This is a genomic window from Pseudomonas sp. 9.2(2024) (assembly GCF_039695385.1).
Taxonomy (GTDB): domain Bacteria; phylum Pseudomonadota; class Gammaproteobacteria; order Pseudomonadales; family Pseudomonadaceae; genus Aquipseudomonas; species Aquipseudomonas paraglycinae.
Genome location: NZ_CP155585.1, coordinates 947,491 through 965,444, shown reverse-complemented (window position 1 = coordinate 965,444; position 17,954 = coordinate 947,491). Strand labels below are relative to the sequence as shown.

General features: G+C 60.8%; 9 protein-coding genes. 8 read left to right on the top strand and 1 reads right to left on the bottom strand.

Features of this window, described 5'->3' with window-relative positions; all coding sequences use genetic code 11:
- Nucleotides 1–135: 135 nt before the first annotated feature.
- The 8 genes from prmA to ABFB52_RS04180 all read left to right on the top strand — a co-directional run bounded on the left by prmA (nucleotide 136) and on the right by ABFB52_RS04180 (nucleotide 10,520).
- Entirely contained in the window at nucleotides 136–1,014 is an 879-nt protein-coding gene (prmA, locus tag ABFB52_RS04215; RefSeq protein WP_129973593.1) for a 50S ribosomal protein L11 methyltransferase, read from the top strand.
- Between the two features lie 30 nt (nucleotides 1,015–1,044).
- On the top strand, nucleotides 1,045–2,313 hold the full coding sequence (locus ABFB52_RS04210; protein ID WP_129973592.1) for a DUF3426 domain-containing protein: 1,269 nt from the start codon (nucleotides 1,045–1,047) through the stop codon (nucleotides 2,311–2,313).
- 185 nt (nucleotides 2,314–2,498) lie between these two features.
- Nucleotides 2,499–3,509: a tRNA dihydrouridine synthase DusB gene (dusB, locus tag ABFB52_RS04205; RefSeq protein WP_011332261.1), complete on the top strand. Its 1,011-nt coding sequence runs from the start codon at nucleotides 2,499–2,501 to the stop codon at nucleotides 3,507–3,509.
- Nucleotides 3,506–3,826, top strand: coding sequence for a DNA-binding transcriptional regulator Fis (fis, locus tag ABFB52_RS04200; RefSeq protein WP_002555375.1), 321 nt, complete (start codon nucleotides 3,506–3,508; stop codon nucleotides 3,824–3,826). The genes dusB and fis overlap by 4 nt, the downstream gene beginning before the upstream one ends.
- Before the next feature lie 82 nt (nucleotides 3,827–3,908).
- Entirely contained in the window at nucleotides 3,909–5,516 is a 1,608-nt protein-coding gene (gene purH / locus ABFB52_RS04195) for a bifunctional phosphoribosylaminoimidazolecarboxamide formyltransferase/IMP cyclohydrolase (RefSeq protein ID WP_039772035.1), read from the top strand.
- A gap of 172 nt (nucleotides 5,517–5,688) precedes the next feature.
- Nucleotides 5,689–6,981 carry a phosphoribosylamine--glycine ligase gene (gene purD / locus ABFB52_RS04190; RefSeq protein WP_129973591.1) on the top strand — a complete coding sequence of 431 codons (1,293 nt, stop codon included), beginning with the start codon at nucleotides 5,689–5,691 and terminating at the stop codon, nucleotides 6,979–6,981.
- Between the two features lie 102 nt (nucleotides 6,982–7,083).
- Nucleotides 7,084–9,861, top strand: coding sequence for a hybrid sensor histidine kinase/response regulator (locus ABFB52_RS04185; protein ID WP_129973590.1), 2,778 nt, complete (start codon nucleotides 7,084–7,086; stop codon nucleotides 9,859–9,861).
- Nucleotides 9,862–9,923: 62 nt separating this feature from the next.
- Nucleotides 9,924–10,520 (top strand): MarC family protein, encoded by a 597-nt coding sequence (locus tag ABFB52_RS04180; protein ID WP_007951032.1) that lies wholly within the window; start codon nucleotides 9,924–9,926, stop codon nucleotides 10,518–10,520.
- A gap of 66 nt (nucleotides 10,521–10,586) precedes the next feature.
- On the opposite strand, the gene ABFB52_RS04175 is transcribed toward ABFB52_RS04180, so the two are convergent.
- A complete protein-coding gene (locus tag ABFB52_RS04175) occupies nucleotides 10,587–17,897 on the bottom strand; it encodes a TcdA/TcdB pore-forming domain-containing protein (RefSeq protein ID WP_346836136.1) in 7,311 nt (2,436 codons plus the stop codon).
- Nucleotides 17,898–17,954 lie beyond the last annotated feature (57 nt).

Below are 17,954 nucleotides of genomic sequence, written 5' to 3'. Positions count from 1 at the left end.
GGGCGGCTTTGTTGTTTCCGAAGGTTTCATCTGCTCACACATTCCCCGCTCCCACAAAACCGTCGCGCTCGCGTAAACTTGCGCGCTTCTCGCAGGCCGCTAGGCTGCAATCAATCTTTTTCACAGGTGCCCGCCATGCCTTGGCTGCAAGTCCGTCTCGCCATCAGCCCAGAACAAGCCGAAACCTACGAAGACGCTTTCCTTGAAGTGGGCGCCGTTTCGGTGACCTTCATGGACGCCGAAGATCAGCCGATCTTCGAACCGGAACTCAATACCACCCCGCTGTGGGCGCACACCCACCTGCTGGCCCTGTTCGAGGGCGGCACCGAAGCCGCCCCGGTACTGGCCCATCTGGAACTGCTGACTGGCAGCCCGCTGCCCGAGCATCACAGCGAAGTGATCGAAGACCAGGACTGGGAACGCAGCTGGATGGACGGTTTCCAGCCAATGCGTTTCGGTCAGCGCCTGTGGATCGTGCCGAGCTGGCACGCCGCACCGGAGCCGGACGCGGTCAACCTGCTGCTGGACCCGGGCCTGGCGTTCGGCACCGGCACTCACCCGACCACCGCCCTGTGCCTGGAATGGCTGGACGGCCAGGATCTGAAAGACTGCAACGTGCTGGACTTCGGCTGCGGCTCGGGGATTCTGGCGATTGCCGCCCTGCTGCTCGGCGCGAAAGAAGCCGTCGGCACCGACATCGACGTGCAGGCACTTGAAGCCTCCCGCGACAACGCCGGGCGCAACAACATCGCTGCCGAATTGTTCCCGCTGTACCTGCCGGAAGACCTGCCGCAGGTCAAAGCCGACGTGCTGGTGGCCAACATTCTGGCCGGCCCGCTGGTTTCCCTGGCGCCGCAACTGTCCGGCCTGGTCAAGTCCGGCGGGCGTCTGGCGCTGTCAGGGATTCTTGCCGAACAAGGTGACGAAGTCGCTGCCGCCTACGCGCAGGACTTCGATCTCGACCCGATCGCCAATCGTGATGGCTGGGTGCGCATCACCGGCCGTCGGCGCTAGAATGACCGCCTGCTCAATCCGGATCGCCGCATGACCGACAGCTTCGTCACCCAGTGCCCGCATTGCCAAACCAGTTTCCGTGTCAGCCACGCTCAGTTGAGCGTGGCCCGCGGGGTGGTTCGTTGCGGCTCCTGCCTGCAAGTGTTCAATGCCGCCAAGCAATTGCTGGAGCAACACGCAGGCAAGGAAGCGGTCACGCCGGTGGCGCCGTTAATCAGCGAGCCGCCACCGATCAGCGAGCCGGCGCCTGTCGAGCCACCGGCCATCGTCGAAACGCCCGAGCCGCGCGCCATCAGCCAAAAGCAATGGAGCGCCGCCGAGCTGGATCTGGACAGCCTGGATCTGGACGAAGAACTGGCCCGTCTAGAACAACGGGAAATCCAGCCGACCACCGAATTCGGCCGCCCACGCGAAGACGCCCTGAGCGCCCGCCGCGACAGCCACGAACCGGAAGACACGACGTGGCCGGACAGCCTGTTCAGCGAACCGGCAGATGAGCGCGCCCCCGAAGTCGAAGATGAACCCGAAGCCATCGAGCCCGAACCGGTCCGACCGGAGCGCACCGAACCTTCGCTGTCGCTGGAGCCGGTGGATCTCGACGACGAACCGCCGATTCCGCAACTGCGCCTGCACGATCCGATCGACCCGAATGCCCGCCGCGAACGCCTGTCGGCCAGCGACGACGTCGATGACGAACTGCCACTGATCGAAGCCCCGCGCAAAAAGCGCGAACGCGTCGAATCCAGTGTTCGCGCCGAAGCCTTGCAGGACCTGACCGACGACCCGCTGCAACTGGACTGGCAGAAACGCCGCTCGCCCTGGGGCCGTCGCCTGCTCTGGCTGTTGCTCATCGTGCTGGCCGCCGCCGGCCTGGGCGGACAATACATCGCCTATCACTTCGATGAACTGGCGCGCCAGGATCAATACCGGCCGTGGTTCCAGCAACTCTGCCCGCAAGTCGGCTGCACGGTGCCGTCCAAGGTGGATATCGCCAAGATCAAGAGCAGCAACCTGGTGGTGCGCAGCCACCCGGAATTCAGCGGTGCGCTGGTGGTGGACGCGATCATTTATAACCGCGCGCCGTTTTCGCAGCCGTTTCCGCTGCTGGAGCTGCGCTTCGCCGACCTTAACGGTCACCTGATCGCCAGTCGTCGCTTCAAGCCCGGCGAATACCTCAACGGCGACCTCGAAGGCATGGCGGAAATGCCGCCGCAGACGCCGATCCACATCGCCCTGGACATCCTCGATCCAGGCCCGAAAGCCGTGAACTACAGCCTGAGTTTCCACTCGCCCGAGTGAAACGCTTCACCGCTCCCGGATTGACGGCAGTTTTCTGACTGCGCAGCGCGCGACCAAACCGGCGGTAATAACAGAATAACTGTTCAGATTTTGTTCAATTCAGCCTTTATCCAGTCATCGAGAGCGGGTATCATGCCAACCCTTTTTCGAACTCTCATGATCCGGCCCCACTTCAGGGAAGTCCTATGTCGGCGGTACGCATCGGCCCATATACATTGCAGAACGGCTTGATCCTCGCCCCGATGGCGGGTGTCACCGACCAGCCCTTTCGTCAGCTGTGCAAGCGTTTGGGCGCAGGGCTTGTAGTCTCGGAAATGGTCACCAGCGACATGAGCCTGTGGAACACCCGCAAGTCGCGCATGCGCATGATCCACGAAGGCGATCCCGAGCCGCGCTCGGTACAGATCGCCGGTGGCGATGCGCAGATGCTGGCGGATGCGGCCCGGGCCAACGTCGAACTGGGCGCACAGATTATTGATATCAACATGGGTTGCCCGGCGAAGAAGGTCTGCAACAAGGCTGCCGGCTCCGCGTTGTTGAAGGATGAGGCACTGGTTACCGAGATCCTGAACGCCGTCGTGGCGGCAGTTGATGTGCCGGTGACCTTGAAGATCCGCACCGGATGGGATCGCGACAACAAGAACGGCCTGACCGTGGCGAAGATCGCCGAGCAGGCCGGGATCACGGCGCTGGCGGTGCATGGCCGCACCCGCGCCGACCTGTACACCGGCGAAGCCGAGTACGACACCATTGCCGCGATCAAGCAGGCGGTGTCGATTCCGGTCTTTGCCAACGGCGACATCGTATCGCCGGAAAAGGCCCGCTACGTGCTCGACGCGACCGGTGCCGATGGCCTGTTGATCGGCCGGGCCGCCCAGGGGCGGCCATGGATTTTTCGCGAGATCGAACACTTCCTGCGTACCGGCGAAAAACTGCCGGCGCCGGAGCTGATCGAGGTGGAACGCATTCTGCTTGAGCATCTGGCCGCCCTCCACGCCTTCTATGGGGACGTGATGGGCGTGCGAATTGCCCGCAAGCATGTGGGCTGGTATCTCGCAACCTTGCCGGGCGCCAGGGAATTTCGCGCCCACTTCAATCGTTTGGATGGTACGGAAACACAATGCGCCAACGTTCGGGAGTTCTTCGCCGAACGTTACAAGAGCCTGACAGGGGACGGAGAAGGGGTGGCCGCATGACGATGATGACCGAGACTTTAGTGAGTGGAACAACACCCGTGAGCGACAACGTGAATTTGAAACAGCACCTCAATACCCCGAGCGAAGAAGGCCAGACCCTTCGCGGGAGTGTCGAGAAGGCGCTGCACAATTATTTCGCCCACCTTGAGGGCGCGTCCGTCACGGACGTGTACAACCTGGTGCTCTCCGAAGTCGAGGCTCCCCTGCTCGAAAGCGTGATGAACTACGTCAAGGGCAACCAGACCAAGGCCAGCGAGCTGCTCGGACTGAACCGCGGCACGCTGCGCAAGAAACTCAAACAGTACGATCTGCTGTAAGCATTCAATCAAACCAGAAAGGCGCCCGCGTAAAACCGGTCGCCTTTTTTGCTGACTTCCCTTGCTTTTGATGGAAATTGAGATGACCGACCAGACTACCCGCCTGCCGATCCGCCGCGCCTTGATCAGTGTTTCCGACAAGACCGGGATCCTCGAATTCGCCAGGGAGCTGGAAGCCCTGGGCGTGGAAATCCTTTCCACCGGCGGGACCTTCAAACTGCTGCAGGACAACGGCGTGGCCGCAGTGGAAGTCGCGGATTACACCGGTTTCGCAGAGATGATGGACGGTCGGGTGAAAACCCTGCACCCGAAAATCCACGGCGGGATCCTCGGTCGTCGCGGTATCGACGACGCGATCATGAACGAGCACGGCATCAAGCCGATCGATCTGGTAGCCGTCAACCTGTACCCGTTCGAAGCCACCATCAGCAAGCCAGGCTGCGACCTGCCGACCGCCATCGAGAACATCGACATCGGCGGCCCGACCATGGTCCGTTCGGCGGCGAAAAACCACAAAGACGTGGCCATCGTGGTGAATGCCAGCGACTACGCCAATGTTCTGGAAAACCTCAAGGCCGGCGGCCTGACCTACGCTCAGCGTTTCGACCTGATGCTCAAGGCGTTCGAACACACTGCCGCCTACGACGGCATGATCGCCAACTACATGGGCACCGTGAACCAGGCCGCCGAAACCCTCAGCACCGAAGGTCGCAGCGAATTCCCGCGCACCTTCAACAGCCAGTTCATCAAGGCACAGGAAATGCGCTACGGCGAGAACCCGCACCAGAGCGCGGCGTTCTACGTTGAGGCCAAGCCTGCCGAAGTCGGCATCGCCACCGCCACCCAGTTGCAAGGCAAGGAACTGTCGTACAACAACGTGGCCGACACCGACGCCGCGCTGGAATGCGTGAAGAGCTTCGTCAAACCGGCCTGCGTGATCGTCAAGCACGCCAACCCGTGCGGCGTGGCCGTGAGCCCGGACGCCGAAGGCGGCATCCGTCAGGCCTACGAACTGGCCTACGCCACTGACACCGAATCGGCGTTCGGCGGCATCATCGCCTTCAACCGTGAACTGGATGCCGAGACCGCCAAGGCGATCGTCGAGCGTCAGTTCGTTGAAGTGATCATCGCCCCAAGCGTCAGCGAAGAAGCCCGCGCCATTGTTGCAGCCAAGGCCAACGTACGCCTGCTGGCCTGCGGCGAGTGGTCGGCCGATCGCGTTCCGGCCTGGGACTACAAGCGCGTCAACGGCGGGCTGCTGGTACAGAGCCGCGACATCGGCATGATCGGCGCCGACGACCTGAAAGTGGTGACCAAGCGCGCCCCGACCGAACAGGAAGTCCACGACCTGATCTTCGCCTGGAAAGTGGCCAAGTTCGTCAAATCCAACGCCATCGTCTACGCCAAGAACCGTCAGACCATCGGTGTCGGCGCCGGCCAGATGAGCCGCGTGAACTCGGCGCGTATCGCCGCGATCAAGGCTGAGCACGCCGGTCTGCAAGTGGCGGGTTCGGTAATGGCATCGGACGCGTTCTTCCCGTTCCGCGACGGTCTGGACAATGCGGCCAAGGTCGGTATCACGGCGGTGATCCAGCCAGGTGGCTCGATGCGTGATGCTGAAGTGATTGCTGCTGCTGATGAAGCCGGCATCGCGATGGTGTTCACGGGAATGCGTCATTTCCGTCACTGATACACGGCAGCTACAAGCCTCAAGCTGCAAGCTGCAAGAAAGAGCAGTCAGGTATCGCTCCTTCTTGCAGTTGCAGCCTCATTAATTCAGAGCCATAAGCTGTAATCGAGAGTCACACACTCGCTCTTGCTTGCAGCTTGTAGCTTGCAGCTTTCTCCGAAGGAGTCTCTCTTTGAACGTTTTGATCATTGGCAGCGGTGGCCGCGAACACGCCCTGGCCTGGAAAGTGGCTCAGGATCCGCGTGTGCAGAAAGTTTTCGTGGCACCGGGCAACGCCGGCACCGCGATTGAGGCCAAGTGCGAAAACGTCGCCATCGACGTGCTGGCCCTCGAGCAGCTCGCTGACTTCGCCGAGAAAAACGTTTCCCTGACCATCGTCGGTCCGGAAGTGCCATTGGTGGCCGGCGTCGTCGACCTGTTCCGCTCCCGTGGCCTGGACTGCTTCGGCCCGACCGCTGGAGCCGCGCAGCTGGAAGGCTCGAAAGCCTTCACCAAGGATTTCCTGGCGCGCCACAAGATCCCGACGGCCGATTACCAGAACTTCACCGAGATCGAGCCGGCCCTGGCTTATCTGCGTGAAAAAGGCGCACCGATCGTGATCAAGGCCGACGGCCTGGCCGCCGGTAAAGGCGTGATCGTCGCCATGACCCTGGCCGAAGCCGAAGATGCCGTGCGCGACATGCTCGCCGGCAATTCCTTTGGCGACGCCGGTTCGCGCGTTGTCATCGAAGAATTCCTCGACGGCGAAGAAGCCAGCTTCATCGTCATGGTCGATGGCAAGAACGTTCTGCCGATGGCCACCAGCCAGGACCACAAACGCGTCGGCGACGGCGACAGCGGCCCGAACACCGGCGGCATGGGTGCTTACTCCCCGGCTCCGGTTGTCACCGCCGACGTGCACCAGCGCGTGATGGACCAGGTGATCTGGCCGACCGTGCGCGGCATGGCCGACGAAGGCAACGTCTACACCGGTTTCCTGTACGCCGGTCTGATGATCGACAAGGCCGGCAATCCGAAGGTCATCGAGTTCAACTGCCGTTTCGGCGACCCGGAAACCCAACCGGTGATGCTGCGTCTGCAATCGAGCCTGGTGCTGCTGGTCGAAGCTGCTCTGGCTCAAGCGCTGGACAAGGTTGAAGCACAGTGGGATCCACGTCCGAGCGTCGGCATCGTGCTGGCCGCTGGCGGCTACCCGGGCGACTACGCCAAGGGCGCGCCGATCAACGGTCTGGACGCAGCCGCCGCACTGGAAGGCAAGGTCTTCCACGCCGGTACTGCGCTCAAGGACGGCAACGTCGTGACGGCCGGTGGTCGGGTGCTGTGCGCCACCGCCATGGGCGCCAGCGTCAGCGCCGCCCAGGAGCAGGCCTACAAACTGGCCAAGGCCATCGACTGGGAAGGCTGCTTCTACCGCACCGACATTGGCTACCGTGCCATTGCCCGTGAACGCGGTGAGTCTCAGTAATAAGCTACGCTGTGTTTCCGGCAGGGGCTCATCGCCCTTGCCGGACTGTTCCGACGCTGCGCATCGTTATATTCTGGCATCAACCTACGAAGGGATTTCGCCGTGCGCTGGCTCAGGATTGCCATAGGCTTCACCGTCACGCTGTTGACCTTGCTCTGCATGCTCCCGGCCCAGGCCGCGCAAGGCAGTGGCTGGTCGGTATTGCTTGACGATCAGGGCAACCTCCAGCTGAGCGACATCCGCTCCGCCCGCTACACCAATCAATTCAGCCCTATCGAACTTGACCGCCTGACCGCGGCCGAACCCGATGGCGCCCTGTGGCTGCGCTTCAGGCTGGCGCCCGGCAAGCACGAACAAGTGCTGCGGATCTTCGCCCCCGACCTGTCGCACCTCAATCTGTATGTCCTCGACGGCGATCGCCTGATCGAGCAACGCGCCACCGGCACCACCCAGCCCCAGGTGGAGCGGCCGCTGCCCAGCAGCGACTTCATGCTGCCGTTGCCGCAGAGCGACAAACCCCTCGACGTCTACCTGCGACTGGTTTCCGATCACCAGTTGCGCCCTTACATCACCTTGCAATCGGCGGTGATGGCTGCGGCCAATCACAACCAGACGCTGATCTACGGCCTGCTGTTCGGCTGTCTGGCGATGCTGATCCTGCATAACCTGATCCGCTACGCCTACACCCGCTCGCGCAGCAGCCTGTGGCTCGCAGTGTGTGAAGGCCTGTTGAGCCTGAGCCTGTTGCTGTTGCTCAACCTCGCCGGCCCGTGGCTGCCGAACTGGCATGCGATCCAGACCCCCGGCGCCTATCTGGCCCTGCTGCTGACCGCTCCGGCGGGCCTGATGTTCGCCTACCGTTTCTTCGCGCCGCTCGGCCCGCATCCGCTGAACAAGCTGCTGATCGGCGACATCCTGTTCATCGTGATCTGCAGCCTGCTGCTGTTGTTCGTCAACACCCTGCCGCTGAACATCATTACCTACGCGCTGGTGGCCCTGGCCGGGCTGAGCATGTTGCTGGTGGCGTTCTATCACTGGCAGAAAGGCTACCGCCCTGCCCGCTTGTTCGTCGCCGCGATGGTGGTGTTCAACATCGGCACGCTGATCATCCTCCCGGCCTTGCTGGGGCTGACCCTGGTCGCGCCGCAAGGCCTGATCATGACCCTGATGGGTTTCATCTGCATCAGTGGCCTGCTGATGAGCATCGCCCTCGGCGAGCGTCAGCGCAGCATCACCGAAAGCCGTTTCAGCATCAGCCGCGACCTGGCCGCGAGCAACGCCGAGATCAACGCCAAGGCCGAGTTCCTGGCCAAGATCAGCCACGAGATCCGCACGCCGATGAACGGCGTACTGGGCATGACCGAACTGCTGCTCGGCACGCCGCTGTCGGTGAAACAGCGCGATTACGTGCAAACCATCCACAGCGCCGGCAACGAACTGCTGACCCTGATCAACGAGATCCTCGACATCTCGCGGCTCGAGTCCGGGCAGATCGAACTGGACGATGTACAGTTCGACCTCAACGCGCTGATCGACGATTGCCTGAGCATCTACCGCGCCAAGGCCGAACAGCAGAACGTCGAGCTGATCAGCTTTATCCAGCCGCAAGTGCCACGGGTCATCAGTGGTGATCCGACGCGCCTGCGCCAGACGTTGCTGAGCCTGCTGGAAAACGCGCTGAAGAAAACCGAAGAAGGCGAAGTGCTGGTGGTCGTCGCCCTCGACGAACGCAGCACCGGGCCACGCCTGCGCATTGCCGTGCAGGACAGCGGCCAGCCGATGGATCAGGAAGAACGCGACGCGCTGATGCACGCAGAGTTGCACAGCAAGCACTTCCTGTCGGCCAACCGTCTGGGCGGCAACCTCGGTCTGGTGATCGCCCGCCAATTGATCCGTCTGATGCAGGGCGAGTTCGGCATCAAGAGCGGCGCCAGCCAGGGCAGCACGCTGTGGCTGACCCTGCCGCTGGACCCTGATCGCCTGGAGCATCCGACCTCGGACCTCGACAGCCCGCTGCAAGGCGCACGCGTGCTGGTGGTGGACGACAACGACACCTGCCGCAAGGTGCTGGTGCAGCAATGCAGCGCCTGGGGCCTGAACGTCAGCGCCGTGCCGTCGGGCAAGGAAGCCCTGGCCCTGCTGCGCACCAAGGCGCATTTGCGTGATTACTTCGACGTGGTCCTGCTCGACCAGAACATGCCCGGCATGACCGGCATGCAACTGGCCGCCAAGATCAAGGAAGACCCGAGCCTGAACCACGACATCCTGCTGATCATGCTCACCGGCATCAGCAATGCGCCGAGCAAGATCATCGCGCGCAACTCGGGGATCAAGCGCATCCTGGCCAAACCGGTGGCCGGCTACACCCTCAAGACCACGCTGGCTGACGAACTGAACCAGCGCAATCGTGGCCAGGTGGTGTTCCAGCCACAGGTTGCGAGCACTGCGGCGCCGGTCAAGGTGCCGAGCGATTTCCGCATTCTGGTGGCCGAAGACAACACCATTTCGACCAAGGTAATCCGGGGCATGCTCGGCAAACTCAACCTGCAACCGGACACCGCCAGCAATGGCGAAGAAGCCTTGCAGGCGATGAAAGCCCAGCGCTACGACCTGGTGCTGATGGACTGCGAAATGCCGATCCTCGACGGCTTCTCCGCCACCCAGCAACTGCGGGCGTGGGAAGTAGGCAATCAGCGCATCCGCACGCCGATCGTGGCGCTGACCGCACACATCCTCGCCGAGCACAAGGAACGCGCGCGTCAGGCCGGGATGGACGGGCACATGGCCAAACCGGTGGAGCTGTCGCAACTGCGTGAGCTGATCGAGCACTGGGTGGCCCAGCGTGATCAGCAGAACCGTGCGACGACACAACCGTCGTGAGCCGACAGACACGATAGCGCCTGTTAGACTCCCCCCGACTTCCCCGCCAGCGAGCCCGCGCCATGCTCCACGTGTTATTCAGTGTTTACCTGAAGATGCTGGTGCTCTACAGCCCGTTCTTCGTGTTGTCCTGCTTCATCAGCCTGACCCGCGGTTACTCGCGCAAGGAACAACGCCGCCTGGCCTGGAAAGTGGCGGTCGCCACCCTGGTTTCGAGCGTGTTGCTCTACCTGTTCGGGCGGGTGATTTTCGATGTGTTCGGCATCACGGTGGACGCCTTTCGCATCGGCGCCGGCAGCGTGCTGTTCATTTCCGCTCTGGGCATGGCGCAGGGCAAGTCGGCCGTGCAGACCGACAACGTGCAGCAGGACGTGACGATCGTTCCGCTGACCATTCCACTGACCGTCGGCCCCGGCACCATCGGTGCTTTGCTGGTGATGGGCGTCAGCCAGCCGCACTGGGACGACAAGCTGTTCGCGATCATGAGCATCGCCCTCGCCAGTTTCACGGTTGGCGTGGTGCTGTACCTGTCGAACCGCATCGAACGCATTCTCGGCGATCAGGGTTTGCAGATCGTCAGCCGCCTGATGGGGCTGTTCGTGTGCGCACTGGCGGCGCAGATCATCTTCACCGGGGTCAAAGGCTATCTGGTGCCTTGAACCCTGAAACGAAAAGACCGCCGACGGCAACGTTGGCGGTCTTTTTTCGTCAGCGCCCGCGCACCGTCAACCCGCAGACTCGACGGTTTTCTTCGCATCCGCCTGATCGATCAACGCTTTCAGCGTCACGCCCTCGGCGCCCTCCTTGCGCGCCTTCAGCCAGCGCACCAGCGTCGACACCTGGCACGGACGCAGGCCCTTGACCTCAAGCATGGCATCTCCCCGCAGCGAGGGATCTGATGCATCCGCATTGCGTATCAGCACACAGTGCTCACTGTCGGGATCGATCACCACCAGGTGATCGTCGACCATCCCCACTTCGAGCTTGTGTGGATCGGCCATGGTCAGGATCAAGCGACTCATGACCGCGGGAAAACCCACAAGCGGATAACGGCAATCAACCACCAACGAATCGAGCTTGCGCATCAGCGCCTCGGACAGATGCCACTTCATCCAACCGCGCCCTACCCGCAGAACCAGCGTGCGCACATCGTCCGGGATCACCGGCAGAAGATCGTAGACATCCACCCGTCCCTCGAGCACCAGCACGTCACCCGTGCGCTGGACGTAATCCAGCGGCTTGATCTGGCGCATGCTCGGATAACCCTGAACGACCCGTTCCCGCGATTCATGCAACAAGACTTCAGCGTACTTTCGGGTTCCAAGTAGCTCGTAATCCTCCGGCAGGTCGACAGCGGGAATCTGGATCAGCCGTGCACTGTCAGCGATATACCACTGCACACTGGCCTCCTGAGAAGCGATAGAGATGAATGGACGATGCGCTGCGTTCGCCAGCAAGGCTTGCAAGTCGCTGATCAGATGCTCGCCATGGGCCGCCAGCCAATCGTGTTGCACGCCAATGATCTGCGGTGGTTCCTGATGCTCCAGTTGCAGCACCACGCCTTCGCGCGTCGTGCCCAAGAGACCGGCACCGTCGACCCGTACATCGGCAAAGCGCCACGCCGTCCACTGCTGCTCTGGTTTTGGCAGCATCCGGCTTTGCAACAACTGCGAGCCGTCTCCGAATGCCGCCTGCAGTTGATGCGGATCGATAAACGTCTGGCGCCAGACCTCGCCACTTTCGGGCTCGAACAGCCAGGCCGATTGATTGTCCGGTGTCATGCCCAGCAACCGGAGCTGTGTTGGTTGCGCGTCACACAACAACAAGCGGTTGTCCACGTACCAGGCGTGCAAGCGCGCATCCCCGGCAGTATTGGCAATGCCGACAATCGGGAACTGCTCCACTGCGTATTGTCGGGCGATGGCGTCGAGCGCCAGCCACCATTGTTTGCGCCCCTTGAGCCAGGACTCGGTCAGACCCGCAAAACGCACTTCACCGTCAGCGCCGATTTCGAATGACAATCCGTCCTCGGTGCGGGCCTGATAGCCATTGTGTTCAGCCGTCACCTGCTTCAGGCGCTCGGGCTGCACCCAGCGGTGCGACCACTGAATCTGTTCCAGCGTCACGGTACGTTGCACCCGGCACAGGCTCTGGAACTGCCGGTCGTAGATGACAAACACGTCGCCGTCATCACTGGGCGTCAGCAGCATCAGCTCGTTCAGGTTCTGGATCGAGTCGGGCCAGGCGCGGGCATGGTGGCGGCGCGGTACCGGGCGCACGATCAGGTTGTCACGAGTACGGACCCAGGCCATGTCCCGAGCGTTGTCTTCGATCTTCCAGCAGACCGAAACGTAAGCAGCGAACTGCCAGTCGACCGTGGCGTAGCCTTTGTCTGCATCGACCGGTTTGAGCGATACCCAATCACCCAGTACCGATGTCCAGGCAGGCAACGGCGTGCCGTCATCGAGCAACGTCTGGAAACCCGGCTCAAGTCCACGGGTAACCGAGCTCAGCCACAGTTCACCTTCATGAATCAGGTAGTTGAGGCGCTCAAGCTTACCGTCCTCATACGCGTATTCCTGCACCACATGGACGACACCCTGCCCATCGGCTTCGACGCTACGAATCGTGCTGACGCCGGTGCGTCGAAACATCAAACGAAAGCGATGACTGAGCAGGCCGGTGCCGGCATCGACCTGACAGATATCGTAGCCAATCGGATCATGGAAAAATGCCGAATCGCCGGCCACCACCGACAACAGCCCTTCATCGTCGAACACCTCGTCGTTGCGGATATAGAGGATCCGGTCCTGCACAGCGTCATACCAGCCATTGGTGTAACGCGGCGCCTTGATGTTCTCGAACGGAATCAGGTAGTCGTGGATCGGCGTATAGCGCAGCGCCAATCGATGGGCTCGCGCCAGGTCTTGCAGATGATCCTGCAGGACCTGGCCGTCCAGGCCTCTGGGCGCCTGTTCTTCCAGAAGATCCAGTTCAGTCCGTTTATTGCCGGCAATCCGGAAGAGCCGGCCATTTTCGATCAGCAGGGAAATCTCCGGGGCAATGTCCGCCGTCACCTTGAACTCGCAACCTTTGATACCGAACTGCCCGTTGCTGCCCAGCACGATGTCCTTCTCGACGGCCCACGGCGCGACAATGATCCAGCGGTCCTTTTGTTTGCCCACTGACGTCAGTCCGACATTGACGCCGGGGTTGAGCACGAGTGTGCATGTGCCTCCACCACCCTGAATCCGATAGCTGACCTGCTCGCGCCAAGGCTCGGGGATCACCGGCACAACCAGTTTGCGCGCCTGCGCATCCAGCGTGACCCGGATCTCGGTCGGGCGATAATCGGGGTACATCCGATGGACAATGTAATGGCTGGGGAACGAGTAGAACGAAAACAGGAACAGCCACTGACCGTCCGCTTTTTTCTTCTCCAGACGCCGGGCGATGTCGAAACCCTTGTCGTGGCGCTGTGATGCGAACGGCAGGATCTGGTACTCGTAGCGATAGCAGGTAAGCGGCGTGCACGGCAAGACAATGGCCTGCTCGGCGGACGGTGAGAACTTCATCTCGGCTGGATAGCCCAGTTCTTTGCTGAGGTGAATAGCTCGCGGGTAATCGACCTCGAACTCCGGCACGCCGAAATGATCGCGCAGCGGGTAAAGACGGGTGCTGTCGAGCAGCAGTTTGCCGGTGCTCAGGTCCAGACCATTGATGATCAGCGACGGTCGTGGCAACCAGGCACCTTGCTCGCCGCTGTAGTGAAATCCGTCCCCGTGATGCGCCTGGCCCAGTTCCGCAAAAAACAGCCCGACCGCCTTCGCTTCTTCAGCGATGGTGGCAAAGCTCTGCGCCAGCGCAGTCACGCCAACCGCAAGGCCACCCAGAATCACCCCGGCGCCTCCCAGCACCGCTGCTGCCGTACCCGCACCGGCAAACGCTGCGCCAAGCCCCGCGCCGGTGAGGGCCAGACTGCTGGCATCGAAGGTCAGTTGGGTGGCGTAGGTGGCTGTCTCCACATCATTACGTGCCGTCGCCAACTGATAGATATCGAAACCGACATTGGCCAGACCCAACACCGCGCCGACGCCTTCGTTGCCCAAATGCCCGGCCACAGCGCCGAGGGATGTGCCGGTCAACGGCTCGAGCGCTTCGCCGACCACCTTCGCAGTGGTGCGGGCGATCAGTTTTTCATCGCGCAGCGCGGCCTGCACCAGACCGATCAGTCCCGCCACATCGACCACATTGCCATGCACCAGTTGTGCGTAATTGACGTAGGCATGCCACTGCACCGCCGTTGTCAGTGTGCGGTCTTCGCCTTCGCGACCACGCAAAGCATTCATCAAGGCCTGCACCGCGAAACCGGCATTGAGCGTATGCACTGCCGCTGCCTCGGTCGGATCCACAGCATCACCGACCGGACGCTTGCGCCCGAGGCTCGAAAACAGGTCAGTCAGGTAATTTTTGATTCGCAGCAGGCGATCATCCCGGCTGACGACCGTGGCGACCAACTCGCCGGTCTGTGGATCGATCATGCCCACCCGATAACTGCCCTCGGGCGTCACTTCCAGCGAGTCGAACAACGGCACAAGAGGCGTCACCGAGTCATGGCCCTCCTGCAACCGCGCCGTCATGTCGGCAATCTCCCCGCCCCACCAGTCATTGTCTGAAGACAACAGTGCCTTGCCCAGCCGAGAGTTCTCCATCAGCGTTCGTCCGTGAGCACTGTTCATCCTCTGGCGAACCGACCTGAACGGTTTGTCCGGCAGCGGCTCGTCCCTGAGCAATTGACTTACCTTGCTGCCGTTCGACAGGTTCAGATCGGCGACTTTTTCCCCATGCACATCGATCAGATCGAACTGTGGCCGGCCAGGTTTGCCGTACACGGCGTAATGACGGGCGATCTGTGCCTGCTTGAAAAATTGCCCAAGGGCCATTCTGAAGGTTACGGAGCTGTCGAACTGGAACAGGCCGAAGTTCGGATCGTAGAAGTGATAAATGACCGTACTCCCGTGTACAGTCCGAGCCACCAGCATCGAGTGGTTATCCGAGTTGAGCATCAGGGTTCGCGGCCCCACGGACGCCTCGAGTGTCGCGACCATCTTGTCCAGATCGCCCCGCCCCAGCGCCGTGCCCACATCGGCTGCGTTCACGCCACGCATTTCCTCCAGCGCGGCCAGAAACGCCTTCGAGTCCGGGTGCTCCGGCTCAAGCACCGCCAGAAAGAATCGCTCGCGCAATTGCCGGGTCGCTCCCTCGCCCTGTGTGAGGGCGGCCCCCATCGCCAGCGCCAGCGGAAAACAGCGGCCGGCCGCAGTGTCACCCGGCCCGTGCATCAACAAATCCTGAGGCACCATTTTGACAGTGCCGGCCTCGAACTGACTGAGCACCTGTTCCAGCCGCTCCAGAACCTGTTCGCGGTGTTCCTGAGTGGCGAGCCGCTGGATCTGCGCCACCTGACGCCCCCAGTCAAACAGTGTCGCAGTGTTGGCCAAGGCATTCTTTTTCAGGCCAAGTGCGGTGACCGGATGCGCGGGCAATTCATCACCCACACTGGACATGCCTGCCATGAACGCAGGTGCGCGGTGCTGATAGAGATGCTGTTCAATCGCCGCATAGCGCCCTGCCGTACCGCGCTCACTGAGGCTGTTGATCAGATTGTCCAGCGTACCGCGCAAGGCGGAAAAGCTTTGAGCGTCCAGTGAATCAGCGCCCAGCAATGCTCCGATGGTCAAACGCTGCAACGGGGTGAGCTGTTCGAGTTGCCAGGAACCGGCGCCCACCCCGATCAACAGCTCATCCAGTGCGAGGCTCTGGGCAACCGGATTTTTCGGGAATGCCGGTGGCCGCAGGCGAGTGTCCTGATTGCGGATGGCCTGACGATCATCGAAGCTCAGCGGCAACCTTTCAGCGAACACAAGAGTGCCGTCGTGACCGTTCGTCATCGCCTTGGTGAACGGCTCGCCGAGGTGATCAGCCATCCGCTGCAACAGCTCGGTATTCAGGACATGACGTCCTTCGATGAGCGGCCAGCCGAGTTCGAATTCGACGGTCGTCTGTTTCAACAACTCAGCGATGTTCCCGGCGTAGCGAGTCTTGAATTGGCCATCGCGCCAGCGTTGCTGCTCAGTCTCGAGCCACTTCTGAGTATCGGTTTCGTTTTCCTTCCAGGAGTGATCCAGTTCCTCTTCAGTGAGTTGATTGACCGTCTGCAGAGGTGCGATGGCCATTTCCCGCCGTGACGCCTGCGCGCCCTCGGGCGTTAAAAATGCCTTTTCGAAATCGCCGGTGCCATCCTTGATCGCGACCGGTCCGGTCAAATAAATCGTCCCCTCATTTTTTGGTCGGATACCTTCGTTGTGGTATCCGGCCGCGGCATTTGCCAGATAAGACGCAAAGATGGCTTCCATTCCGGGCAAGTCAAACAAAGGCCCGTAAGACTTTTCCAGCACTTCACCAGCCAGTGTATCCATGGCTTCATGCTCTTGAAGACTGATACCTCTGTCAGTCGCCAACCGTGCGGTGTCATCGATCAGCTCATAATTGAACCTGAAGCGCTGGAGCACGGACTCAAGTACCGCCGAGCCGGCATGCGCCATCATGTAGGCATTGCTGATCGTGTTTCCCTTTGCCACCGCGCGCAATGCGTAGGGACGGACAAGCAGATCCTGTGGAGGCTGAAACACCTGGGTCAAAGGCGGCCGGCTTTTGGCAAACGCTTGCAGTACCGTGCGATGCTCTTCGGGTATTTGCAACAGCTTGTCTCTGTATTGCCCCCGCAACGCTTGTCGACCTGGCATCCAGTCAGGGTTCTGATCCAGCATCAACTGCAAAACACCGAGTCGAGCATCCTCACCAAAGTCGCTTATATCGACACCTGCAATTTCCTTCAGCAACGGCGGCAAGTTATCGACATCGGTGTAACTGCCGCCCTCAAAGTACAAGACCTCTGCTCTTACGATATCCGATGCCGCCGCCAGGTTGCCCCGCATGCGCATTTCCCGCTGGTAAATATCCCGCAACTTCAAAGGTATTTCCGAACCCGCCAGATCGCGCACGCGAACGTCACCTCCGACCAGCGCATCAATACTTTCACGGTTCTTTGCCTTCAACACCCGTAAGTCCTGAGAACTCTGACCATAAGCACGGCTCAACAACTGCACCCTTGCTTCATCGGCTGATTCGCCCTTCGCAACTGCCGCATCAATGTGTTCGCTCATTTGTTGCTTCAACGCAATAGCGCGGGCCACATACATTTCGCCCAATACCTTATCGGAAGTGCTATCGACGCCCCCGTGCTCCATGGCGTCCGCCTTCGCCGCATCGACCATCAAGCGATTGGCCTGCCAGGCCAGCAGCGCATCACTGTCATACCAGACGTTGATCTGATAACCCTGACCAGCCAACACCTGCTTCCAGACATTGATGTAGTCGCGCTGAATCTCGCCGATGCCGCCACCCAGCCAGATGAAGTGCAGGATCTTCGGCACTTGCGTAGCGGGCGTTTTCATCAGTTCGACGCTGTAACTCAGACGCGACTCAAAATCGGCGACTCTGGCGCCGATTTCTGAAAGATCAGGTGTCTTCTTGCTGTCCAGGCCCGGAGCAGGCGCCTGTTCCACTTCACGTCGTACCCGCAGGCCATCGAACTCTGCAAGCGCCCGCTTGAATAGCGCGAGCGGTTGCAGAAGCCTTGGCGAATCGAGCAAACCGACACAAGCAAAGTAGTAACGGATCACTTCGTCATGACGAACAGTATTCTTGTAGGGCAACAGCGCCTGTTCAAGATCAGACAACTTGAACAGATTGACGAACTTCACATAGCCGCCATCGACAACATCAACATTAGCATCCTGCATTTTAATACTTCCCTGAGTGGTGAACCATGTGCACTGCCAATCGGCTGGCACACGTCTGCACTGCAAGTAACAAGACTTGCAACACTTAAAAATCATCAATATAAAAAATTGAGCAAGCTTCACAAAATTGAAACTAGTACAAAACAAAAACCAAAAACACATACAAAACACTTCAAACAATGTCCAGGGAAATATTCAATAACATCGAGCCAACTATCGAAATAAACA

Excerpts from the sequence above, each read along its gene's own strand:
- prmA (WP_129973593.1), top strand. The coding sequence starts at position 136 with ATGCCTTGGCTGCAAGTCCGTCTCGCCATCAGCCCAGAACAAGCCGAA.
- ABFB52_RS04210 (WP_129973592.1), top strand. The coding sequence starts at position 1,045 with ATGACCGACAGCTTCGTCACCCAGTGCCCGCATTGCCAAACCAGTTTC.
- dusB (WP_011332261.1), top strand. The coding sequence starts at position 2,499 with ATGTCGGCGGTACGCATCGGCCCATATACATTGCAGAACGGCTTGATC.
- fis (WP_002555375.1), top strand. The coding sequence starts at position 3,506 with ATGACGATGATGACCGAGACTTTAGTGAGTGGAACAACACCCGTGAGC.
- purH (WP_039772035.1), top strand. The coding sequence starts at position 3,909 with ATGACCGACCAGACTACCCGCCTGCCGATCCGCCGCGCCTTGATCAGT.
- ABFB52_RS04180 (WP_007951032.1), top strand. The coding sequence starts at position 9,924 with ATGCTCCACGTGTTATTCAGTGTTTACCTGAAGATGCTGGTGCTCTAC.